The sequence below is a fragment of the Streptomyces sp. NPDC045998 genome, from assembly GCF_056430285.1.
In genome coordinates this window covers 511971-532881 of the sequence record NZ_JBWKLJ010000003.1, presented here as the reverse complement: position 1 = coordinate 532881, position 20911 = coordinate 511971, and the positions used below count along the sequence as shown (strand labels likewise).

Here is a 20911-nt window from a genome sequence, read left to right as displayed (position 1 = left end):
GGCCGGCTGGTCAGGAACCGCCGTTGATCTTCGCTTCGGTCACCGCACCGGCGGCGACACCCCACTTGTCCAGGACCGTCTTGTACTCGCCGGTGGCGATGATGGTGTCCAGGGCCGCCTTGATCGCGTCGCGCAGCTGCGTGTTGCCCTTGGCGACGGCGATGCCGTACGGGGCCGCCTCGACCTGCTCGCCGACCATCTGGAAGTCCTTGCCGCCGCCCGAGGTCTTCACGGCGTACGCCGCGACCGGGTAGTCCGACGAACCGACGTCGGCGCCGCCGGACCGCAGACGGGTCTGGGCCTGCTGGTCGGTGTCGAAGGCCTCGATCGCGATCGGGCCCTTCTTCGCCGCCACGCACTTCGCGGACTCGCTCTTGGCGAGGTCCTCGGAGACGGTGCCGCGCTGCACGACGATCTTCTTCTCGCACAGGTCGGCCCAGGTCTTGATGCCCGTGTCGACGCCCTGCTTGCTGTAGATCGAGACGCCGGCGCTGAAGTAGTCGACGAAGTCGACGCCCTCGCCGACCTTCTTCTTCGTCTCGGAGTCGATACCCATCTGGCGGTCCTTGGTGTCCGTCATCGCCGACATGGCGATGTCGTAGCGCTTGGCGCGCAGACCGGTGATCAGGGTGTCGAAGGTGCCGTTCTCGAACTCGAACCGCACCCCGAGCTGCTTGCTCAGCGCGTAGGCGAGGTCCGGGTCGATGCCCGTGACCTTGCCGCCCTTGTCCTTGAACTCGACCGGCGGGTACGCGATGTCCGAACCGACCTTGATGACGCCCTTGTCGCGGATGTCCTTCGGGAGGAGGTGGGCCAGCGGGTGCGGCACGGCCGGGGCGGCCGCGGCTTCCTTGCCGCCGGACTTGGCGCGGTTGGTCTGGTCACCGCAGGCGGTCAGCAGCATGGTGCCGGCGACCGCGATCGCGGCGACCGCGGCCATCTTGGACGTGTGCGGCGTCCGGGCCCTCGCTGCGGTCGTACTGCGGGTGGTGCTTGCGGTCATGGTCGGTTTCCTCCGGCTAAAAGCGGCGTATGAGGGGTGGCCCATCGTCGGCACGGGGGTCGGGCACGCACCTTCGGGTGTCGCGACCTCGTGTGATTACCGGCATCTTGCCATTCGGACTAGCCCGAACAGGGGCCTCCGCATGTCAAAATCGGATAACGGGAGACCCCCGAACCCCAACAGGCCGGTACATCAGGGCCGGACCTTCTACGGGGTTGCCTTCATCCGGCCGGAAAATCTCCGGTTGATCTCGTCATATGGACGGGATTGCGGTCGCAATCCGGGTGGCGTGCGGACTTGTCCAGATATTCGGTCATGAGTCGCACCTTCGCCACCTGGGGGAATAGAGAAGCGGCGGCGTCCTCCGGATCATCCGGTGCCTTGGCTCACCGGATACCGACTCGTCCGCGGACAGGTCCGTCCGGTAAGAAGGACCTTTACACCCCTCATCCGGGGCTCAGGGCGCGTGTGCGGCGCGTCCGACGCGTCCGTACCTCCTCCCGGCAGGGCAGTACGCCCGGCCGGGGCGCGGACGCGGTGCCCGCCCACCCCTCCTCAACCAGGAGTGGCCACCCTCAACTGTAAAGACTTAAGGGGTCAAACAAATGGCAGCGGAGATCGTCAATCCTCGCACCGACAGCGGTGCCGGCGCGGAGGGCTCGGCCGACGAGTCCTTCGACCTGGACATCGATCCGGCATTCGCCCTCCACCGGGGCGGAAAGATGGCCGTCCAGGCCACGGTGCCGGTGCGGGACAAGGACGACCTGTCCCTCGCGTACACACCCGGCGTCGCCAAGGTGTGCAGCGCCATCGCCGAGCGTCCCGAGCTCGTGCACGACTACACCTGGAAGTCCCAGGTCGTCGCCGTCGTCACCGACGGCACGGCCGTGCTGGGACTCGGTGACATCGGCCCGGAGGCGTCGCTTCCGGTCATGGAGGGGAAAGCGATCCTCTTCAAGCAGTTCGGCGGCGTCGACGCGGTGCCGATCGCTCTCGCGACGACCGACGTCGACGAGATCGTCGACACCGTCGTCCGCCTCGCGCCCTCCTTCGGCGGAGTGAACCTCGAGGACATCTCGGCGCCCCGTTGCTTCGAGATCGAGCGCAAGCTCCAGGAGCGCGTCGACATCCCGATCTTCCACGACGACCAGCACGGCACCGCCGTCGTCACCCTCGCCGCGCTGCGCAACGCCGCGAAGCTCACCGGGCGGACGCTCGGCGACCTGCGCGCCGTCATCTCCGGCGCCGGTGCGGCGGGTGTCGCCATCGCCAAGATGCTGCTCGAGGCCGGTCTCGGTGACGTCGCCGTCGCCGACCGCAAGGGCATCGTCAGCCGCGACCGCGACGACCTCACGGACGTCAAGCGCGAGCTCGCCGAGCTCACCAACCGCGCCGGGATCACCGGCTCGCTGGAGACCGCGCTCGCCGGCGCGGACGTCTTCATCGGCGTCTCGGGCGGCACGGTGCCGGAGGCGGCCGTCGCCTCCATGGCGCCGAACGCCTTCGTCTTCGCCATGGCCAACCCGAACCCCGAGGTACACCCGGACGTGGCGCACAAGTACGCGGCGGTCGTCGCGACGGGCCGCTCGGACTACCCGAACCAGATCAACAACGTGCTGGCCTTCCCCGGCATCTTCGCCGGCGCGCTGCAGGTCCGGGCCTCCCGGATCACCGAGGGCATGAAGATCGCCGCGGCGAACGCGCTGGCCGATGTGGTCGGCGACCAGCTGGCGGCCGACTACGTGATCCCGTCGCCCTTCGACGAGCGCGTGGCCCCGGCGGTCACGGCGGCCGTCGCGGCGGCGGCGCGCGCGGAGGGCGTGGCCCGGGCGTGATGCTCGCCGCGTGACGCCGGCCGCGTGACGCTTGCCGCTGTGGCGTAGCTGGTTTCGAGGGCCGTGCCGCATCCCCGCGGGGGTGCGGCACGGCCCTTTCGCGTGTCCGCGGGCCGCTGCGCGAGGCTTGCTGCCCGGTGGGTGCGGGTCGGGTGCCGGGGGCTCCGGTGGGGGGTACTCGGGCTCTCGTTCACCGCGCTTCGCGCGAGTTCAGTCGTTTTACGCCCGAGCACCCCCCCACGCTCCGCCCCCGTCCCCCTCACGTGACCGGGTCCGGTCCACCGTCCGTGCGACGTACCCGGGCGGGGAAACCGACGTCGACCCGCAGCCGGGCGACGGGCCGAGGGTGGGGCCGTGGAGGGTCGTCCCCGCAGGCGACCGACGGCTACGAAAGCATGCCGAATCGCGGTACCCAAGGCCGGAGGCGCCGAGGAGTCGAGCCCGGAGGGGCCCCGCCCCGGACCCCGCACCGACAGGAGCCGCCCACGCGGACGCCCCGCGCGTGGGCCTCCAAGGCTCAGGGGCTTGGACTTTCGGCGGAGGTCCTTGGACCCGGCGGGCAAAGTTCGTCCGCGGGCTTCCGTCGGTTCATGTGCGGCTGCTGTGATGCAGCGCGCCAAGCCCCACCCGACGCAGAGGAGGCGCGAGTGAACCTGGTCGTCAACGGTGACGCCGAGAGCGGGCCCGGAGGGACCGCCGAACCCGTCGGGGCCGTGACCGGCTGGCGGGTCGTGCAGGGCGCGCCCGCCCTCGTCGCGTACAGCCACGGCGGGGGATACCCCACCGCCTCGGACCCCGGCCCCGCGCAGCGCGGGAGCCGGTTCTTCTCCGGTGGGAACGCGCCGCGCACCGCGCTGGTGCAGGACATCGTGCTGCCCGCGACCGGCGCCACCGGTCACGCGGCCGTCGACGCGGGGCAGGTGCGGTACGCCGTCGGCGCCTGGCTCGGCGGATACGCGTCGCAGGAGGACGGAGCGCGGCTCTCGGTGGAGTTCCGGGACGCCAAGGGGACGCCCGTCGCGCTCAGCGTGCTCGGGCCGGTGACGGCCGCCGAGCGCAAGGGGCGGACGGGGCTCGTGGAGCGGAAGGCCGCCGCGGCCGTGCCGCCCGGCGCCAGGACCGCGCGGGTGCTGCTCGTCCTGACCCGTACCGGGGGCGGGACCTCCAACGACGGGTACGCCGACGGGATCACGCTCACGCTCACGGGGGTACAGAAGTGACGCTCGACCGACGCACCCTGCTCAAGGCCGCCGGGGCCGCCGGCGCGCTCAACGTGGTCTGGCCGCTCAGCGCCGGCCTCTCGCCCGCGCAGGCCCGCGAGGCCGCCGAGGCGCTCGGCGCGGAGTACGACCCGGCGCCCTTCACCCTCGGCGTGGCCTCCGGCGACCCGCAGCCCTCCGGCGTCGTGCTGTGGACGCGCCTCGCGCCGGAGCCGCTCGCGGCCGAGCAGCGGCTGCCCGAGGTCGTCGAGGTCGAGTGGGCGGTGGCCGAGGACCAGGCCATGAGCCGGATCGTCGCCAGAGGCACCGCGCCCGCCTCCGCGACGCTCGGGCACAGCGTCCACGTCCCGGTGCAGGGCCTGAGCGCGGGCCGCCCCTACTGGTACGCCTTCAAGGCGCTGGGCGTGACGAGCCGGGTCGGCCGGACCCGGACCGCGCCGGTCGGCGCCGTCGCGCGCGTACGGTTCGCCGCCGCCAACTGCCAGGCGTTCCACGACGGGTACTACGCCGCCCACCGCGGCATCGCCCGCGAGAACGTCGACTTCGTGGTGCACCTGGGCGACTACATCTACGAGCACGGGCCGGTCGGCGGCGACCACGTACGCGACCACGAGGGCCCCGCGGTGTTCACGCTCGCCGACTACCGGCGCCGCCACGCCCTCTACAAGGGCGACGCCTCCCTGCGCGAGGCGCACGCCGCCCACCCCTGGTTCCTCACCTGGGACGACCACGAGGTCGCCAACGACTACAGCGGTACGGGCGGCGGGGCGCCCTTCCTCCAGCGGCGGGCGGCCGCGTACCAGGCCTGGTACGAGAACATGCCGCACCGGGACGGCGGCGAGTCCGCGCTGCCGGACCCGGTGATCCACCGCACCCGCCGCTGGGGCGACCTGCTGGAGCTGACGGTCCTCGACCTGCGCTCGTACCGCTCGGCGCAGAACCTCGCGGACGGCACCATCCTGGGCGGCGCCCAGAAGGCGTGGCTCAAGGGGAACATCGACCGCGCACCCGACTCCTGGCACGTGTGGGCGAACTCGATCATGCTCAGCCAGCTGCGGGGCCGGCCGGGCGGCTCGTACATGTTCACCGACCAGTGGGACGGCTTCCTGGCGGAGCGGAAGGAGGTCCTCGGCCATGTGCACACCAGTGGGCTGGAGGACCTGGTGGTGATCACGGGCGACTGGCACTCGGCGTTCGTCGACGACGTCCGGGTGGACTTCGACGACACGTCGTCGCCGCTCGTCGGGACGGAGTTCACCGCCCACTCCGTGACCTCGGGCGCGTACTCCGCCGACTGGAACGCGACCAACGGCCCCCTGATGGGCAAGGCCAACCCGCACCTGAAGTACTTCGAGGGCAACCGGTACGGCTACGACGTCTACGAGGTCACGCCGGAACGTTTCTCCGCCCACATGCGGGTGATCGCCGACCGCCGCGACCCGGTGTCACCGGTGACGACGCTGACCAGCTTCCACGTGGACCGGGGGAGGGCGGGCTCATACGAGGACCCGGCGACGAAGTCCTCGCCGGCGCAGTGGCGCAGGGACTGACATCACACCGGTGCGCGGTTCCGCCGCGCACCGGTGCCGCCCTAACCTCGGGTCATGTTCGCTGCCTACGCCGCCAAAATCGACCGCGACCAGCCCCTGAACGGCCTTGAGCTGGGCGAACGCCCGGAGCCCGAGGTCCGCCCCGGCTGGACCACCGTCACCGTCAAGGCCGCCTCCCTCAACCACCACGACCTGTGGTCGCTGCGCGGGGTGGGGCTCGCCGAGGACAAGCTGCCGATGATCCTCGGCTGCGACGCCGCCGGGATCGACGAGCAGGGCCGGGAGGTGGTCCTCCACTCCGTCATCGGCCAGAGCGGGCACGGCGTCGGACCGGACGAGCCCCGTTCCATCCTCACCGAGCGCTACCAGGGCACCTTCGCCGAGCGCGTCACCGTCCCGGCGTGGAACGTCCTGCCGAAGCCGAAGGAGCTGTCGTTCGAGGAGGCCGCCTGCCTGCCGACCGCGTGGCTGACGGCGTACCGGATGCTGTTCACCAACGCCGGTGTCCGGCCCGGCGACTCGGTCCTCGTGCAGGGCGCGGGCGGCGGCGTCGCCACGGCCGCGATCGTCCTCGGCAAGGCGGCCGGGCTGAACGTCTTCGCCACCAGCCGCGACGAGGCCAAGCGCGCGCGGGCGCTGGAGCTGGGCGCGGTCGAGGCGTACGAGCCCGGCGCGCGGCTGCCGCGGCGGGTGGACGCGGTCATCGAGACCGTCGGCGCGGCGACCTGGTCGCACTCCGTGAAGTCGCTGCGGCCCGCCGGCACGCTGGTGATCTCGGGCGCGACGAGCGGCGACCGGCCCTCGCACGCCGAGCTGACCCGCATCTTCTTCCTGGAGCTGAAGGTCGTGGGCTCGACCATGGGCACCAAGGACGAGCTGGAGGACCTGCTCTCCTTCTGCGCGGCGACGGGCGTACGGCCGGTCATCGACGAGGTGCTGCCGCTGGACCGGGCGCGCGAGGGCTTCGAGAAGATGGCCGCCGGGGACCTGTTCGGAAAGATTGTCCTCACCACCTCTTGATGGGGCGTCAGCCGCGCTGATGGGATCTCCGGCACCCGATGCCGGAGGTCCCCCATGCGCGCTCTCGCACTCGCCCTCTCCGCCGCCGTCCTGCTGGCCCTCGCCCCGGCCGCGCACGCGGATGCGGACACCACCGACATACCGCGCCTCACCGACGACCGCGGCCGCGTCCTGACTCTGCGCGGCTGGAACGTCGAGGACAAGACGCACCGCGGCGACGCCGCCCTGTCCGCCATCACCGAGAAGCACTTCCGCGACCTGCGCGCGCGGGGCTTCAACTTCGCCCGCCTGCTGGTCTTCTGGGACGACCTGGAGCCCCGGCCCGGCCGGTACAGCGAGGCGTACCTGCGCAAGATCGAGCGGATCCTCGACTGGGCGCACACGTACGACATCCACGTCGTCATCGACGCCCACCAGGACGTCTTCGGACCGGCCTTCGGCCACCGCGGCATCCCCGAGTGGGCCACGCGCACCGACGGGCTGCCCTTCACCCCGCACCCGGACGACTGGTTCGCCGAGTACTTCGAGCCCGCCGTCCAGCGGGCCTTCACGCACCTGTACGAGGACGAGGACCTGCGGCGCGCCCAGGCGAGGATGTGGCGGGTGCTCGCCGACCGCTTCGAGCACCATCCGGCGGTCCTCGGCTACGACCTCATCAACGAACCCATGGGCGAGCTGCGCGAGGGCGAGGACCTGCCGGCGGCCGCCCGCCGCATCGAGCGGGAACAGCTCACCCCGATGTACAACCGCCTGGCGGACGCGGTCCGTTCGGTCGACGACGACACCTGGGTCTTCGTCGAGCCGACCCCGATCGTGGGGGAGGGCGTGCCGACGGGGCTGGGGAAGGTCGAGGACCCGAAGGTCGTCTACGCGCCGCACTTCTACAACACCGCGATGGAGGCGGGCGCGGACTACGACCCCGCGGCCGGCTGGATCGAGGCGTACGAGGCGGCGGTGACGGCGTACCCGAAGGAGTACCGGGTGCCGGTGGTGGTGGGGGAGTGGGGTCCGCTGAACAACTCCCTGCCCAACATGGGCCGCTTCTACCGCGAGGCGCTCGCCTCCCTGAACCGCTACAGCTCGGGGTGGGCGGGCTATGTGTGGTGTTACGGCGGCGGCTACTGCGCCGTCGACGCCTCGGGCGCCTGGCGTACGAACAAGGAGCAGACGGCCGCGCCGTACGCGGAGGCGGTGGCGGGCCGGGTGGTCGAGCAGAGCCCGTCCCGGCTGGTGTACGTCGCGGGTCGCGGCGGCGCCACGGAGCTGTCGCTGCCGAGCCCGAGCGGCTGGCGGGTGACGGTGGAGGGACGCGCGTGGGTGCTCCCGAGCCCGGCCGGGCGGGTGGTGGTGCGGGCGGTGCCGGGCGCGACGGTCACGGTGACCGTCAACCGGGGTTGACGCTCCCGCCGGTGTCAACGTAAGTTGACACCATGACGGAAGCAACCGATCTCGCCGCCCGCGCGGGCGACCGCGACCCCAGGGTCGGACTGCGCGCGGTCGCCGCGCTGCGGCGGCTGCTGGAGCAACTGGAGGCCGTACAGGTTCGCAGCGCCCGGGCCCAGGGCTGGTCGTGGCAGGAGATCGCGGCCGAGCTGGGCGTCAGTCGGCAGGCCGTACACAAGAAGTACGGGAGGCATTGATGTTCGAGAGGTTCACGAAGAGCGCCCGGACCGTGGTCACCGGCGCCGTCGCCCTCGCGGAGGGGGCCGGCGCGGACTCCGTGACGGAGGAGCACCTGCTGCTGGCCCTGCTGGACCTGGAGGGCGCGCCGTCCTCCGCGGCCTTCGCCGCCCTGGGCGTCGCGGGGCGCCGCGCGTCGGTCGAGGCCGACCTGGCGGACGCCCGGCGGCGCGGCGGCCTGACCAAGGCGGACGCGGAGGCGCTGGAGGGCATCGGCATCGACGTGACCGCGATCGTCTCGCGCGTCGAGGCGGTGCACGGCGAGGGCGTCCTGGCGGGCGACCACGGCTCGAAGCGCTGGTGGTCGGGGTCCCGGCCCTCCTTCAGTCGCCCCGCGAAGGACGTCCTGGAACGCTCCCTGCGCGTCGCGCTGGGCCGCGGGGACCGCCACATCGGCGACGAGCACCTGCTGTTGGCCCTGACGGCCCGCCCGGGCGTGGTGGCGGACGTGCTGGCGGAGCACGGGGCGACGTACGCGGGGGTGGAGCGGGTGCTGGGAACTGCCGGGGGCGCGGCGAAGGCCGGCTGAGGCCTTCCCCCCCCGTCCCGGCCCCTGCGCCGGTCGGCGGTACGAAGCCGGCCGCGCCCGGGCGCCTCACTCGTTCGTGTTCCGGGGCCCCGGTGCGGAGCCGGCCGCGCCCGCGAGGCGCGTCCGTCAGTCGCGCGGCGCGCCGCGCAGCAGGGCCGCGATGTGGGCCGCCGCCGTCGAGAGGTGACGGCGGGACTCGGCGAGTTGGGCCGGGGTGACGCCGTGGTCCCGGGCCGCGTCGCGGATGTCGTCGCGGAAGCGGTCCAGCAGGCGCTCCAGGTCGCGGGCCGGGTCCTCCGTGGTCGGGATGTCCTGCCAGGCGGGCGTGTCGGCCGGCCGGTCGTACGGGGGCCGGGGCGCGGTGGGAACGGTCGGCGCGGCCGGGGGCGTACCGCCGAACAGGCCGCCCAGGCCGCCCAGGCGGCCCGTCAGGTCGGAGAGGGCCGCGGGCCACTCGCCCGTCGTCAGGTGGTCGTGGACCTGCTGCGCGAGGCGCTGCACCTCCTCGCGGGCCTTCTCCTGCGTCTCCTCGGCCTGGCGGCGCGCCCACTTCGCCTCTTCGCGGGCCCTGTGGGACTCCTCCTTCGCCCGCCGGGCCTGCTCCCGCCAGGAGTCCTTGCGGGTCTCGCTCGCCGCCGCGCGCATCTCGCTGCGCAGCTTGCCCGCCGCGCCGCGCACGTCGGCGCGGATCTCGGCGGCGAGCTCGGAGACGGAGGCGCGGATCTCCTGCTCCAGGTCGGCCAGTTCGCCGCTGCGGCCGGCCAGCTCCGCGCGGCCGGCGTCGGTGAGGGAGTACACCTTGCGGCCGCCCTCGGTGGTGTGCGTGACCAGCCCCTCGGCCTCCAGCTTGGCCAGCCGGGGGTAGACCGTGCCGGCCGACGGGGCGTACAGGCCGTGGAAGCGCTCCTCCAGCAGCCGGATCACCTCGTAGCCGTGGCGGGGTGACTCGTCGAGGAGCTTCAGCAGGTAGAGCCGCAGACGGCCGTGGGCGAAGACGGGCGGCATGTCACAGCACCTTTCCGGAGGCGGACTCGGACGTGGCCTCGGGGCGGCGCAGCAGGGCGATGGAGCCGGAGACCGTGGTCGCCTTGAGGGTGCCCGTGCCCGCGCCGAGCGTGCCCTTGATGCTCTTGGAGCCCCACTGGCCGCCCACCCGCAGGTCGTCGAAGGCGCTGGAGAGCGCGCCGCTCGTGGTGTTCGCCTCCACCCGCGCGTCCGTCGGGTGCGGCATGCGGAGCGCGATCTCGCCGGAGACCGTGGTGAGCCGGATGTCGGTGCCCGGGCCGGTGGGGTCGAGGTCGATGACCATGTCGCCGGTGACCGAGTCGGCGCGCACGGACGCGCCCGTGCCGTCGACGACCGTCAGGTCGCCGGAGACCGAGGAGAACCGCAGCCCGCCCGCGACCGCCTGCGCCTCCACGTTCCCGGAGACGGTCTCGGCGCGGACCGGGCCCGCGAGCCCGACCAGCGTGGTGTCGCCGGTGACGCCGCGCACCTCCGTACGCCCGCGGACGCCGGAGACCACGGCCTCGGCGCCCACGACGCCGACCTCCACAGAGGCGTCCGCCGGGACGGCGAGCGAGACGACGGCGCTGCGGTCGCGGCCCTTGCGGTCGAACCACTTGAGGAAGCCCTTCCAGGGCAGGTCCTCGTACGACACGGTGAGCGTCGAGCCGCGCTGGGTGACGATCAGCGGCGGGCCGTCGATCTCGGAGACCTCCAGCCGCGCCGGGCCCTCGTCGACGCCCACGACGTTGACCGTCCCGTTCACGACACGGACCTTCAGTGCGGTCACGGCGCCGTCGAGGGCGAAGGTGCGCGGCTCGGTGACGGACCACTCCGGCATGGGGCCTCCCTGGGGCATGACGCAACATATCGCGTCCGCTGTCGAAAACACGATATATCGCGGTGACGGTAAGTCAAGCGGCCCTCGATCGGTGCGCAGCGGTACGGCGTACGTAGCAGTACGAACCCGGGCGAAGTGGCCTAGCGTATGGGGCATGGACGCGACATCGACGGGCGCCCTGCTGCTCTGCCGGGCCGAGCCGGCGGTCGTACGGGCGCCGGCGCAGCTCCTGCGCGAACGCCTGCTCCTCACCGCCGCCGGCCAGGGCTGGAGCGTGCTCGTACCCGAGGGCCGCCCCTGGCTGGACGAGGGCGAACCGGTCGAGCGGGTCGCCGCGGGCTGGGCCGCGGCCCTGGGGGTCGCGGCGCCCTGGCCGGTGCTCGCGCTGTGGTGGGACCCGGACCGGGCGGGCTACACCCTGGCCTCCGGCTTCCGCCGTCCCGTCGGCTACACCTGGCTGGCCGACGGCACCCCCGCCGGCGAGGACGAGGCGATGCACACCTTCGCCGCCCGCCTGGGCCTCGACCCGGTCCTGGACGTCCAGGACCTCGAACCGCTCACGCGCCCCGACCGGGTCGCTGACGCCCGCGCCCGGCTGCTCGGCCTGCTCGCCGTCCTGGCCCGGCTGGACCTCGCACTGCCGCCCGGCCTCGCCCCCGGCGCACCGGCCGCCCGTCTGCGTACCGCCGCCGAGGAGCAGGGCGCCGACCCGGTGGAGTGGCCGGGCCTGCGCGAAGCCGTACGGGACGAGGTGCACACCCTCGGCAGCGCGGTCGGCGCCGACGACGGCTTCCCGGTCCCGAGGTTCCTCGCCGCCGTCCAGGTGGCGGCCGGTGTGCCGCTGCTCGCCTGGGCCCTGTCACGCCGCAGCGCCGGATGGGCCACGGCCGGCGCCCTGCTCATCGCCAACGGCGCGCTGCTCGGCCTGGCGAACGGGCTGAAGGAGTTGAACGGGCTGCCTACAGGTCGTCGTCCTCGTCGTCGTCCAGCCGCGCCAGCCACGTCGCCAGACGCTCCACGGGAACCTCGAAGTCAGGGTTGAGGTCGACGAACGTCCGCAGCTGCTCGGCGAGCCACTCGAAGGTGACCTCCTCCTCGCCGCGCCGCTTCTCCAGTTCCTCGATGCCACGGTCGGTGAAGTACATGCCCTCAGATTAAGTCAGGACGCCGGAGGGCCCGGCACCGCGATCAGCTCGCGGGGCCGGGCCCTCCGGTGCGTACGGAAACGGCTCAGGCCTCGAAGACCTCGTTGACCAGCTGGACCTGCTCGGCCTGGTGGCGCTTGGCCGAACCGACCGCCGGCGACGAGCTGTGCGGCCGCGAGATGCGGCGCAGGCGCTCGGCCGGGGGCAGGTCGGCGCCGACCGCCAGGTCGAGGTGGTCGATCAGGTTGAGCGCGATGAACGGCCAGGCACCCTGGTTCGCCGGCTCCTCCTGGGCCCACAGGTACTTCTCGGCGTTCGGGTACTTGGCGATCTCGGCCTGGAGCTCGGCACCCGGCAGCGGGTACAGGCGCTCGAGGCGGATGATCGCGGTGTCCGTCACACCGCGCTTCTTCCGCTCCGCGTCCAGGTCGTAGTAGACCTTGCCGGAGCAGAAGACGACCTTGCGGACCGCGTTCGCGTCCACCGAGGCGTCGCCGATCACCGGGCGGAAGCCACCGGTGGTGAACTCCTCCGCCTTCGACGCCGCCGCCTTCAGGCGCAGCATCGACTTCGGGGTGAAGACGACCAGCGGCTTGTGGTGCGGGTTGTGCACCTGCCACCGCAGGAGGTGGAAGTAGTTCGACGGCAGGGTCGGCATGGCGACCGTCATGTTGTGCTGCGCGCACATCTGGAGGAAGCGCTCCGGGCGGGCCGAGGAGTGGTCCGGGCCCTGGCCCTCGTACCCGTGCGGGAGCAGCAGGGTGACGCCGGAGGTCTGGCCCCACTTCTGCTCGGCCGAGGAGATGAACTCGTCCACGACGGTCTGCGCGCCGTTGACGAAGTCACCGAACTGCGCCTCCCACATGACGAGCGACTCGGGCCGCGCGAGGGAGTAGCCGTACTCGAAGCCCATCGCCGCGTACTCGCTGAGCAGCGAGTCGTAGACGTTGAAACGGGCCTGGTCCTCGGAGAGGTACTGCAGCGGCGTGTAGTCCTCGCCGGTCACCTGGTCCACCAGCACCGCGTGGCGCTGGCCGAAGGTGCCGCGGCGGGTGTCCTGGCCGGCCAGGCGGACCGGGACGCCCTCCATCAGCAGCGAGCCGATGGCGAGGGTCTCGCCCATGCCCCAGTCGATCGTGCCGTCATCGACCGAGGCGGAGCGGCGCTGCAGCTGCGGCATCAGACGCGGGTGGACGGTGATCCGCTCCGGGATGTTGACCTGCGACTCGGCGATCCGCTTCACGATCTCCTGGGAGACCGCGGTGGTGACGGCGACCGGGAACTCGGCCTGGACGTCCGGGACCGGCGCCGGCGAGGGCTGCGCGGTGGCCTCGCGGACCTCCGTGAACACCTTCTCCAGCTGGCCCTGGAAGTCCTGGAGCGCCTGCTCCGCCTCCTCCAGCGTGATGTCCCCGCGGCCGATCAGCGACTCGGTGTAGAGCTTGCGCACCGAGCGCTTCTTGTCGATCAGGGACACCATCTGCGGGTTGGTGAACTGCGGGTTGTCGCCCTCGTTGTGACCGCGGCGGCGGTAGCAGATGAGGTCGATCACGACGTCCTTGTTGAACGCCTGGCGGAACTCGAAGGCGAGCCGCGCCACGCGGACGCACGCCTCCGGGTCGTCGCCGTTCACGTGGAAGATCGGCGCCTCGATCATGCGGGCCACGTCGGTCGCGTACATCGACGAACGCGACGACTCCGGGGCGGCGGTGAAGCCGACCTGGTTGTTGATGACGATGTGGACCGTGCCGCCGGTGCGGTAGCCGCGCAGCTGCGACATGTTCAGCGTCTCGGCGACGACACCCTGGCCGGCGAAGGCCGCGTCACCGTGGAGGGCGACCGGCAGGACGGTGAAGTCCGTGCCGCCCTTGTTGATGACGTCCTGCTTGGCGCGGACGACACCCTCCAGGACCGGGTCGACCGCCTCCAGGTGCGAGGGGTTGGCGACCAGCGAGACCTTGATCTGCTCGCCGTCCAGGCCGGTGAAGGTCCCCTCGGCGCCCAGGTGGTACTTCACGTCGCCGGAGCCGTGCATCGACTTCGGGTCGAGGTTGCCCTCGAACTCCCGGAAGATCTGCGCGTACGACTTGCCGACGATGTTCGCCAGGACGTTCAGGCGGCCGCGGTGGGCCATGCCGATGACGACCTCGTCGAGGCGCGACTCGGCCGCCGAGTCGATGACCGCGTCGAGCAGCGGGATGACCGACTCGCCGCCCTCCAGCGAGAACCGCTTCTGGCCGACGTACTTGGTCTGCAGGAACGTCTCGAACGCCTCCGCGGCGTTCAGCCGGCGCAGGATGCGCAGCTGCTCCTCGCGCTCCGGCTTGGAGTGCGGGCGCTCGACGCGGTCCTGGATCCACTTGCGCTGCTTCGGGTCCTGGATGTGCATGAACTCGATGCCGGTGGTGCGGCAGTACGAGTCGCGCAGCACGCCGAGGATGTCGCGCAGCTTCATCATCGACTTGCCGCCGAAGCCGCCGACGGCGAACTCCCGCTCCAGGTCCCAGAGCGTCAGGCCGTGCTCGGTGATGTCCAGGTCGGGGTGCTTGCGCTGGCGGTACTCCAGCGGGTCGGTGTCGGCCATGACGTGGCCGCGGACCCGGTAGGAGTGGATCAGCTCGAAGACGCGCGCGGCCTTGGTGACGTCGTCGTCGTGCGACGCGTCGATGTCCTTCAGCCAGCGGACCGGCTCGTACGGAATCCGCAGCGACTCGAAGATGTCGTCGTAGAAGCCGTCCTCGCCGAGGAGGAGGTTGGCGACGATCCGCAGGAACTCGCCGGACGCCGCACCCTGGATGACGCGGTGGTCGTACGTCGAGGTGAGGGTCATCACCTTGGAGATGCCCAGCTTGTTCAGGGTGTCCTGCGAGGTGCCCTGGAACTCGGCCGGGTAGTCCATCGAGCCGACGCCCATGATGACCGACTGACCGGGCATCAGACGCGGCACGGAGTGGACGGTGCCGAGGCCGCCGGGGTTGGTGAGGGAGACGGTGACGCCCGTGAAGTCGTCCATCGTCAGCTTGTTGGCGCGGGCGCGGCGGACGATGTCCTCGTACGCCTGCCAGAATTCGAAGAAGCCGAGCGTCTCCGCCTTCTTGATGGCCGCGACGACCAGCTGGCGGTCGCCGTTCGGCTTCACCAGGTCGATGGCGAGGCCGAGGTTGATGTGCGGCGGCTTCACCAGGACCGGCTTGCCGTCCTTCTCCCCGAAGGAGTGGTTCATGGACGGCATGGCCTTGATGGCCTGGACCATCGCGTACCCGATGAGGTGGGTGAAGGAGATCTTCCCGCCCCGGGCGCGCTTGAGGTGGTTGTTGATGACGATGCGGTTGTCGAACAGCAGCTTCACCGGGACGGCGCGGACGGACGTGGCCGTCGGCAGCTCCAGGGAGGCGTTCATGTTCTTCGCGACCGCGGCGGAGGGGCCGCGCAGCGGCACGTACTCGGGGCCGGCTGGGCCCTCGGTCTCCGCCTTGGGGGCCGGGGCCGGGGCCTGGGCCTTCGGGGCCTCCGCCTGGGCGGCGGGCTTCGCGGCGGGCGCGGCGGCCGGGGCCTGAGCCGGGGCCTTCGCGGCGGGGGCGGGAGCAGCGGCCTGTGCGGGTGCCGCTGCTGCCGGCTTCGCCGGAGTGGCCGGAGCCTGGGCCTGGGCCTGGGCCTGAGCCGGAGTGGAGGCCTGGGCCGGGGCCTGGGCGGTCGGGGCTGCGGATTCCGTACCTGCTGCGGATTCCGTACCTACGGCCTCGCCCGCGGGCTTGTCCGCCGCGCCGGCGGCACCCGGCTTGTAGTCGGCGAAGAAGTCCCACCAGGCGCGGTCGACCGAATTCGGGTCCTGGAGGTACTGCTGGTAGATCTCGTCGACGAGCCACTCATTGGCACCGAAGGCGGCGGCGGGGTTCTGAGGCCCCTGGCCGTCTTGGTCGGTCGAGATACTCGGGTTACTGGGGGACTGAGACGACACGGCGGCAACCGCCCTCTTCCGCTTCACAAGGTGATGGACAGCGGAAATAAAGGCTACGCCTCCCCGGCCTGGAGGTGCAGGCCGGGCGGGCCATCGTCGCGTACATCACATTGATCGTCGTGTTTCGGGGCACGAAATGGCGGGAAACAAGCGTGGTTCCGCCGCATGCGGGTAGGCGCCATCGCGGCTGCGCCCCGCAGTGGTGCGCATCCTCGGACAGGTCCCGCACACGTCCACGCAGAACCCGTGCTTCCGGTTCGAACCCTACGTCAATTACGTGGCTGCGGGATCCCCGGAAGAGTGACCTGAATCCGGCATCCACGTGCGGATTCGGCCACTCCGATGCGGCCGCCGTGCAGATCCACGGCCCAGCGGGCGATCGCCAGCCCCAGGCCCGTACCGCCGTCGCCGCCCGGACCGTGCGGGGAGGCGACGCTGCCGCGGTTGAACCGCTCGAAGACCTTGTGCCGCTCCGACTCCGGAATGCCCGGCCCCTCGTCCACGACCTCCAGGTCGAGCGACTCCGGCTGCGGCCCGCGCCGGGCCCGTACCGTCACCCGCCCGTGCGGCGGGGAGTGCTTCACGGCGTTGTCGATCAGGTTCGCGACGACCTGGTGCAGCCGCTCGGCGTCCGCGTGCGCCGTCAGCTCCGGCGGCGAGACGTCCAGGTGCAGGTGCACGTCCTTGCGGGTGTGATTGCCGGAGCCTGAGCTCAGGGCGCGCTGCGAAGCGGCCAGGTTGGCCTCCTTCAGTACGCCCGAGAGGTACGGCCACACCTCGAAGCGCCGCGACCGGAGCGGTACGACACCGTTGTCGAGCCGTGACAGATCCAGCAGCGTCTCGACCAGCCGGCCCAGCCGCTCCGTCTGCTTCAGCGCCGTCCGCATCGTCTCCGGATCGGCCGCCGACACCCCGTCCACGACGTTCTCCAGCACCGCGCGCAGCGCCGCGATGGGCGTGCGCAGCTCGTGCGAGACGTTGGCGACCAGCTCCTTGCGGTGCCGGTCCACCGCCTCCAGGTCGTCCGCCATGCGGTTGATCGTGGAGGCCAGGTCGCCCAGCTCGTCGCGGCGGTCGGCGCCGCGCACCCGGCGGGTGTAGTCGCCGTGGGAGATCGACTTCGCGACCGTGTTCATCTCGTCCAGCGGCGCGGTGAGGCCGTGCGCCACGAACTGGGTGATCAGCAGCGTGGCTATCACCGAGAAGACGGTGATGAAGCGCAGCTCGGTCTCGGTGCGCAGGGCCACCATCAGCAGCCCGGTCGTGATGAAGACCGAGACGACGACGAGCGTGCCCAGCTTGGTCTTGATCGAGATCGTGACCGGCCGGAGCCGCAGCCGCGAGCGGAGCCGGCGCCCGAGCGGCGGCCGGGAGCCGGGCCGGGGGTGCGAACCGGTCCGGAGGTGCGAGCCGGGCCGCGCTGGCCGCCGGCTCATGGCGCCGGGGTCTCCAGCGCGTACCCGACGCCGTGGACCGTACGGATGCGCTCCGCGCCGATCTTGCGGCGCAGCGCCTTGATGTGGCTGTCCACGGTCCGGGTGCCGGAGGCGTCCGCCCAGTCCCACACCTCGGCGAGCAGCTGCTCGCGCGAGAGCACCGCGCGCGGCGTGTTGGCCAGGCAGACCAGCAGGTCGAACTCGGTCGGGGTCAGGTGCACGTCGTCACCCTTCACCCGGACCCGGCGCTGCGCGTGGTCGATCTCCAGCTCGCCGAGGCGGAGGATGCCGCTGCGCGGCGTCACCGCGGCCAGCGCCGCCCGCTCGACCCGGCGCAGCAGTACGTGCACCCGGGCCGCCAGCTCCCGCATCGAGAACGGCTTGGTCATGTAGTCGTCCGCCCCGACCCCGAGCCCGACCAGCATGTCGGTCTCGTCGTCGCGGGCGGTGAGCATCAGTACCGGTACCGGCCGCTGGGCCTGCACCCGGCGGCACACCTCCAGGCCGTCGAAGCCCGGCAGCATGACGTCGAGGACCATCAGGTCGGGCTGCCAGGCCTCGGCGGCGTCCACGGCCGCCGGGCCGTCCGTCGCCGTCTGCACCAGGAAGCCCTCGGCCCGCAGCCGGGCGGAGATGGCCTCGACGATGGTGGTGTCGTCCTCGACGACCAGCACGCGGCGCTGGGCACCCGGCGTGACCGCCGTACCGGTGTTGCTGGTGTGTGTCTGCTCCATCGCCCCGCCCCTGTTCGCATACGTCTCGCATACGTCGCGAACCGCGTGTAGATCCGTGTGTCAGGCCAGCAGCCTAAAGGCACCGACCGGCTCCCGGCTACGCAGGGCGAACGGCGAGGTGGACCACGTCCGGTACGCCCCGGGCAACCGGGATTTCTTCGGTTCTTACCCCGCTGAATCCGGCATTCCGCAATGACTCTTCGAAATCGGCGGACGGCTGCGCGGACCAGACGGCCAGGATTCCGCCGGGGTTGAGGCGGGCCGCGCAGGCCGCCAGGCCGGCCGGTGCGTACAGGCCGTCGTTGTCCTCGGTGACGGTCCAGTCCGGCCCGTTGTCGATGTCCAGGCAGAGTGCGTCGTACGTGTCCGGCGAGGTGCGGACGTACTCGACCAGGTCGGTGTGGACCAGGACCGTACGGGGATCGGCGAGCGCCGCGCCCGAGATCGCCGCGAGCGGCCCCTCGCGGTGCCAGTCGATGATCGCCTGTTCCCGCTCGACGACCGCGATGCGGCCCCAGACGGGGTTCGCGGCGGCGTGGGCGAGGGAGAAGCCGACGCCGAGGCCGCCGATGAGGACGGAGGCGCCCGGGCGCTCCCCGTGCGCCTGCAGCGCGGCGAGCGCCGCGTCGACGAGCAGCCGCTCCGAGCGGCCGTCGGAGGTGTCCATCAGGAAGGTGCCGTTGGCGATGATCTCGAAGTGGTCGTCGTCGCGTCGGCGCAGCACCACTTCGCCGTACGGGCCTTCGCGTCGGTCGAGCGTCGTTACAGCCATGGGTCCAGGTTAGTGAGTCGGGGGCGGCGGCGGAGGAAGTCCCGCCCCAGGTCAGGGACTTGGGGCGGGACGTGGCGCCGGTGTGACCCACATCATGGACGGCCGGTTGATGATCGCCTCGGGTGATGGGGCAAGGTGTGGTCGGGGGAGTGTCCAGGGGGTTGGTCGAGGAGAGGCGAAAGGCGGCCCGCGGTGCACCGGCTCAAGGCGGCGCGCGAGACGGACGACGGCGGCGTGGCCGCGCGGCTCGCGGACGACGGGTTCGCGCGGGGCGAGTTGCTCCGCGGCATTCCGCGCCAGCGCGCAGCCGCCACCCGCGATGCGCCCGCGCACGCACCCGCTCTCCGTGAGCAGCGGCGGCGGTGGCGCGGCGCCGGACGGCTGCTGCCCACGCCCACCGGTACGCCCTTCACCTTCTGCTACGCCCTCGTCCTCGTCGCCACCTCCCTCTTCGCCGAGTACGGCGACCCCGCCACCGTCTCGGCGCTGCTGCACGGCTCCAGCACGGACGTCGCCCACCTCTCCCGGACGCCGCTGCTCGTGCTGGCCGCGAGCGCGCTGTGGGTCGCGGGCGGGCTCTTCTCGCCGTACGCCATCGGCTTCGTCTTCGTGCTCACCGCGCTGGAGCGCCGCATCGGGGCCTGGCGGGCCGCCGCCGTGTTCCTGGTGGGGCACGTGGTGGCGACGCTGGCCACCGAGATCCCGGTGGCGCTGTCGGTCCTGGCGGGCCATCTGCCCCACACGTCCCTGCACCGCCTCGACTACGGCATCAGCTTCGGCCTGATGGCGAGCGTCGGCGCGCTGGCCGGACTGCTGACCCCGGTGGCGCGCGCCGTCGTGCTGGCGTGGGTGTCCGTGATGCTGCTCCACGACCTGCTGGCGCTCGAGGACCCCCTCACCAACTGGGGCCACCCCCTGGCGCTGTTGGTCGGCGTCGGCGGATGGCCCCTGGTGCGGCGGGCGGCCCGACGCGGGCCGGCGCGGCCGGGGCCCCGATTCTGACGAAACCCCTGGTGGGGGCGGGTGCTGGCGCCGATGACGTGGCCAGATGCGCAACAGTGTGACAATGGTGCACAAGCCGTCACGAGTACGTCTTCTACGAGGACGTCTGAGCCTGGCCTCCCGGCCTCCCGGCCCGGGGCGTGGCGGCCGCGCTTCCCCGCGCGGCGCCCGCGCCCCGGGCCGTACCCGTGTCACGGCCCTTACGAGATCCAGACCAGCACCGCGTCACCCGCCTCCGCCGCCTCGCGGAAGAAGGGCCGCAGCGCCTCGTAGTGCAGGACCACGTTGTCCAGGGGCTCGCCGCGCTCCCAGATCATGGCCGGGTAGACCTGCTCCCGCGCCAGGTCCGCCGGGCCGACACCGGCCGTCAGGCGGTCGCCCTCCGTCGCCGCCAGGACCTCGGCGGCCGTCCGGACCTGGTCCGGAGTCAGATAGCGGGGCGGCCCGTACCCCCAGTCCTCGTCCCACGGCACCGACTGCTCGCCGTGCACGACGTCGACGGGGAAGCCGGCACGCCGCGTGAGGAAGCGGACGGCGTCCCACGCCTTGTCGGTGCTGTGGCGCCGCGCGTCGCCCGGTTCCGCGTTGAGCAGTTCGTCGACGAACTCCCTCGCCCAGGCGGGGTCGCCGAGGGCGCGCTCCAGCTCGGCGGGGGACAGTCGGACGTATGTTCCCATCATGCTCATGGGCGGATGCTAGGCGGGACCACTGACAAGGCGAGCTGCTCGCCGGGCGGTGGCGGGAGGAGCGTGTTCCGCATGCGCTCGACGCACCTGCGCCAGGGCGCGCCGTCCCGCCCTGCCCAGAGCTCCAGCAGCTCGGACGGCTCCGTCACGACCCGGTCCAGGGCTTCGAGGGCGAGGCCGCGCAGCGGTGTGAGGTCGGGGAGGGGTTCCTCCGGGCCGTAGACCGGGTGGGCGGGTTCTCCGCCGGGGCACTGCGCGGCGACCAGGGCGGCCGCGGCGACGGCCGTGTCGGCCACGTCGGCGTCCAGTTGGCCGGTGGTGTCGGCGGCGCGGAGGAGGGCGCCGCGGATCAGGCCCTCGCGCTCGCCCTCCGCCGCCTCGTCGAGGTCGTCGGCGAAGTCCGCGGCGGTGTCGCTGTCGAAGGGTCCGGTGCCCCAGGTGCCCATGCGGCTCTCCCCGGTGTGGTGGTGTCCGCGCATGGTGGCAGGCGCCTCT

Annotated in this window: 19 protein-coding genes; 9 read left to right on the top strand and 10 right to left on the bottom strand. The window is 72.2% G+C overall.

What is annotated here, in order from left to right:
* Positions 1-10: 10 nt before the first annotated feature.
* Positions 11-1003 (bottom strand): ABC transporter substrate-binding protein, encoded by a 993-nt coding sequence (locus tag AC07FJ_RS11325; protein ID WP_479047719.1) that lies wholly within the window; start codon positions 1001-1003, stop codon positions 11-13.
* Between the two features lie 605 nt (positions 1004-1608).
* On the opposite strand from AC07FJ_RS11325, the gene AC07FJ_RS11320 reads away from it, so the two are divergent.
* The 7 genes from AC07FJ_RS11320 (at position 1609) to AC07FJ_RS11290 (ending at position 8837) form a co-directional block, all read left to right on the top strand.
* Positions 1609-2838 carry an NAD(P)-dependent malic enzyme gene (locus tag AC07FJ_RS11320; RefSeq protein WP_361419284.1) on the top strand — a complete coding sequence of 410 codons (1230 nt, stop codon included), beginning with the start codon at positions 1609-1611 and terminating at the stop codon, positions 2836-2838.
* A 647-nt stretch (positions 2839-3485) separates the two neighbouring features.
* Positions 3486-4058, top strand: a complete 573-nt coding sequence (locus tag AC07FJ_RS11315; RefSeq protein WP_479047717.1) for a phosphoesterase — start codon at positions 3486-3488, stop codon at positions 4056-4058.
* On the top strand, positions 4055-5608 hold the full coding sequence (locus AC07FJ_RS11310; RefSeq protein ID WP_479047716.1) for an alkaline phosphatase D family protein: 1554 nt from the start codon (positions 4055-4057) through the stop codon (positions 5606-5608). Before AC07FJ_RS11315 ends, AC07FJ_RS11310 begins: the two co-directional genes overlap by 4 nt.
* A 54-nt stretch (positions 5609-5662) precedes the next feature.
* A complete protein-coding gene (locus AC07FJ_RS11305; protein ID WP_479047714.1) occupies positions 5663-6628 on the top strand; it encodes a zinc-binding dehydrogenase in 966 nt (321 codons plus the stop codon).
* A 54-nt stretch (positions 6629-6682) separates the two neighbouring features.
* On the top strand, positions 6683-8026 hold the full coding sequence (locus tag AC07FJ_RS11300) for a cellulase family glycosylhydrolase (RefSeq protein ID WP_479047712.1): 1344 nt from the start codon (positions 6683-6685) through the stop codon (positions 8024-8026).
* A gap of 32 nt (positions 8027-8058) precedes the next feature.
* Positions 8059-8268, top strand: a complete 210-nt coding sequence (locus AC07FJ_RS11295) for a helix-turn-helix domain-containing protein (RefSeq protein WP_056794174.1) — start codon at positions 8059-8061, stop codon at positions 8266-8268.
* Complete coding sequence (locus AC07FJ_RS11290; protein ID WP_479047710.1) at positions 8268-8837, top strand: Clp protease N-terminal domain-containing protein; 570 nt, start codon at positions 8268-8270, stop codon at positions 8835-8837. The genes AC07FJ_RS11295 and AC07FJ_RS11290 overlap by 1 nt, the downstream gene beginning before the upstream one ends.
* 126 nt (positions 8838-8963) lie before the next feature.
* On the opposite strand, the gene AC07FJ_RS11285 is transcribed toward AC07FJ_RS11290, so the two are convergent.
* Both AC07FJ_RS11285 and AC07FJ_RS11280 read right to left on the bottom strand, forming a co-directional pair.
* Positions 8964-9842 (bottom strand): PadR family transcriptional regulator, encoded by an 879-nt coding sequence (locus AC07FJ_RS11285; protein ID WP_479047709.1) that lies wholly within the window; start codon positions 9840-9842, stop codon positions 8964-8966.
* A gap of 1 nt (position 9843) precedes the next feature.
* Positions 9844-10683: a DUF4097 family beta strand repeat-containing protein gene (locus AC07FJ_RS11280; protein ID WP_479047706.1), complete on the bottom strand. Its 840-nt coding sequence runs from the start codon at positions 10681-10683 to the stop codon at positions 9844-9846.
* Between the two features lie 154 nt (positions 10684-10837).
* Here AC07FJ_RS11280 and AC07FJ_RS11275 point away from each other — a divergent pair, with 154 nt between their 5' ends.
* Complete coding sequence (locus AC07FJ_RS11275; protein ID WP_479047704.1) at positions 10838-11725, top strand: hypothetical protein; 888 nt, start codon at positions 10838-10840, stop codon at positions 11723-11725.
* Here AC07FJ_RS11275 and AC07FJ_RS11270 read toward each other — a convergent pair.
* The 5 genes from AC07FJ_RS11270 to AC07FJ_RS11250 all read right to left on the bottom strand — a co-directional run bounded on the left by AC07FJ_RS11270 (position 11643) and on the right by AC07FJ_RS11250 (position 18728).
* Complete coding sequence (locus AC07FJ_RS11270) at positions 11643-11828, bottom strand: DUF6104 family protein (RefSeq protein ID WP_031076920.1); 186 nt, start codon at positions 11826-11828, stop codon at positions 11643-11645. The genes AC07FJ_RS11275 and AC07FJ_RS11270 overlap by 83 nt on opposite strands.
* An 85-nt stretch (positions 11829-11913) precedes the next feature.
* A complete protein-coding gene (locus AC07FJ_RS11265) occupies positions 11914-15786 on the bottom strand; it encodes a multifunctional oxoglutarate decarboxylase/oxoglutarate dehydrogenase thiamine pyrophosphate-binding subunit/dihydrolipoyllysine-residue succinyltransferase subunit (protein WP_479047702.1) in 3873 nt (1290 codons plus the stop codon).
* 269 nt (positions 15787-16055) lie between these two features.
* Positions 16056-17222 carry a HAMP domain-containing sensor histidine kinase gene (locus AC07FJ_RS11260; RefSeq protein ID WP_479047700.1) on the bottom strand — a complete coding sequence of 389 codons (1167 nt, stop codon included), beginning with the start codon at positions 17220-17222 and terminating at the stop codon, positions 16056-16058.
* Positions 17219-17956: a response regulator transcription factor gene (locus tag AC07FJ_RS11255; RefSeq protein WP_355366417.1), complete on the bottom strand. Its 738-nt coding sequence runs from the start codon at positions 17954-17956 to the stop codon at positions 17219-17221. Before AC07FJ_RS11255 ends, AC07FJ_RS11260 begins: the two co-directional genes overlap by 4 nt.
* Before the next feature lie 97 nt (positions 17957-18053).
* On the bottom strand, positions 18054-18728 hold the full coding sequence (locus tag AC07FJ_RS11250; protein ID WP_479047698.1) for a spermidine synthase family protein: 675 nt from the start codon (positions 18726-18728) through the stop codon (positions 18054-18056).
* 234 nt (positions 18729-18962) lie between these two features.
* On the opposite strand from AC07FJ_RS11250, the gene AC07FJ_RS11245 reads away from it, so the two are divergent.
* On the top strand, positions 18963-19730 hold the full coding sequence (locus AC07FJ_RS11245; protein ID WP_479048318.1) for a rhomboid-like protein: 768 nt from the start codon (positions 18963-18965) through the stop codon (positions 19728-19730).
* A 200-nt stretch (positions 19731-19930) separates the two neighbouring features.
* Here the strand turns inward: AC07FJ_RS11245 and AC07FJ_RS11240 are convergent, their stop codons facing one another.
* Together AC07FJ_RS11240 and AC07FJ_RS11235 are read right to left on the bottom strand one after the other, a co-directional pair.
* Positions 19931-20416, bottom strand: a complete 486-nt coding sequence (locus AC07FJ_RS11240) for a YfbM family protein (RefSeq protein ID WP_479047696.1) — start codon at positions 20414-20416, stop codon at positions 19931-19933.
* Complete coding sequence (locus AC07FJ_RS11235) at positions 20413-20862, bottom strand: DUF4259 domain-containing protein (RefSeq protein WP_479048316.1); 450 nt, start codon at positions 20860-20862, stop codon at positions 20413-20415. Before AC07FJ_RS11235 ends, AC07FJ_RS11240 begins: the two co-directional genes overlap by 4 nt.
* Between the last annotated feature and the right edge of the window lie 49 nt (positions 20863-20911).

Bases quoted from the DNA above. Each gene is read 5' to 3' on its own strand.
- AC07FJ_RS11325 (WP_479047719.1), bottom strand. From the start codon at position 1,003: ATGACCGCAAGCACCACCCGCAGTACGACCGCAGCGAGGGCCCGGACG.
- AC07FJ_RS11320 (WP_361419284.1), top strand. From the start codon at position 1,609: ATGGCAGCGGAGATCGTCAATCCTCGCACCGACAGCGGTGCCGGCGCG.
- AC07FJ_RS11305 (WP_479047714.1), top strand. From the start codon at position 5,663: ATGTTCGCTGCCTACGCCGCCAAAATCGACCGCGACCAGCCCCTGAAC.
- AC07FJ_RS11300 (WP_479047712.1), top strand. From the start codon at position 6,683: ATGCGCGCTCTCGCACTCGCCCTCTCCGCCGCCGTCCTGCTGGCCCTC.
- AC07FJ_RS11295 (WP_056794174.1), top strand. From the start codon at position 8,059: ATGACGGAAGCAACCGATCTCGCCGCCCGCGCGGGCGACCGCGACCCC.
- AC07FJ_RS11290 (WP_479047710.1), top strand. From the start codon at position 8,268: ATGTTCGAGAGGTTCACGAAGAGCGCCCGGACCGTGGTCACCGGCGCC.
- AC07FJ_RS11285 (WP_479047709.1), bottom strand. From the start codon at position 9,842: ATGCCGCCCGTCTTCGCCCACGGCCGTCTGCGGCTCTACCTGCTGAAG.
- AC07FJ_RS11280 (WP_479047706.1), bottom strand. From the start codon at position 10,683: ATGCCGGAGTGGTCCGTCACCGAGCCGCGCACCTTCGCCCTCGACGGC.
- AC07FJ_RS11275 (WP_479047704.1), top strand. From the start codon at position 10,838: ATGGACGCGACATCGACGGGCGCCCTGCTGCTCTGCCGGGCCGAGCCG.
- AC07FJ_RS11270 (WP_031076920.1), bottom strand. From the start codon at position 11,828: ATGTACTTCACCGACCGTGGCATCGAGGAACTGGAGAAGCGGCGCGGC.
- AC07FJ_RS11260 (WP_479047700.1), bottom strand. From the start codon at position 17,222: ATGAGCCGGCGGCCAGCGCGGCCCGGCTCGCACCTCCGGACCGGTTCG.
- AC07FJ_RS11255 (WP_355366417.1), bottom strand. From the start codon at position 17,956: ATGGAGCAGACACACACCAGCAACACCGGTACGGCGGTCACGCCGGGT.
- AC07FJ_RS11250 (WP_479047698.1), bottom strand. From the start codon at position 18,728: ATGGCTGTAACGACGCTCGACCGACGCGAAGGCCCGTACGGCGAAGTG.
- AC07FJ_RS11240 (WP_479047696.1), bottom strand. From the start codon at position 20,416: ATGAGCATGATGGGAACATACGTCCGACTGTCCCCCGCCGAGCTGGAG.
- AC07FJ_RS11235 (WP_479048316.1), bottom strand. From the start codon at position 20,862: ATGGGCACCTGGGGCACCGGACCCTTCGACAGCGACACCGCCGCGGAC.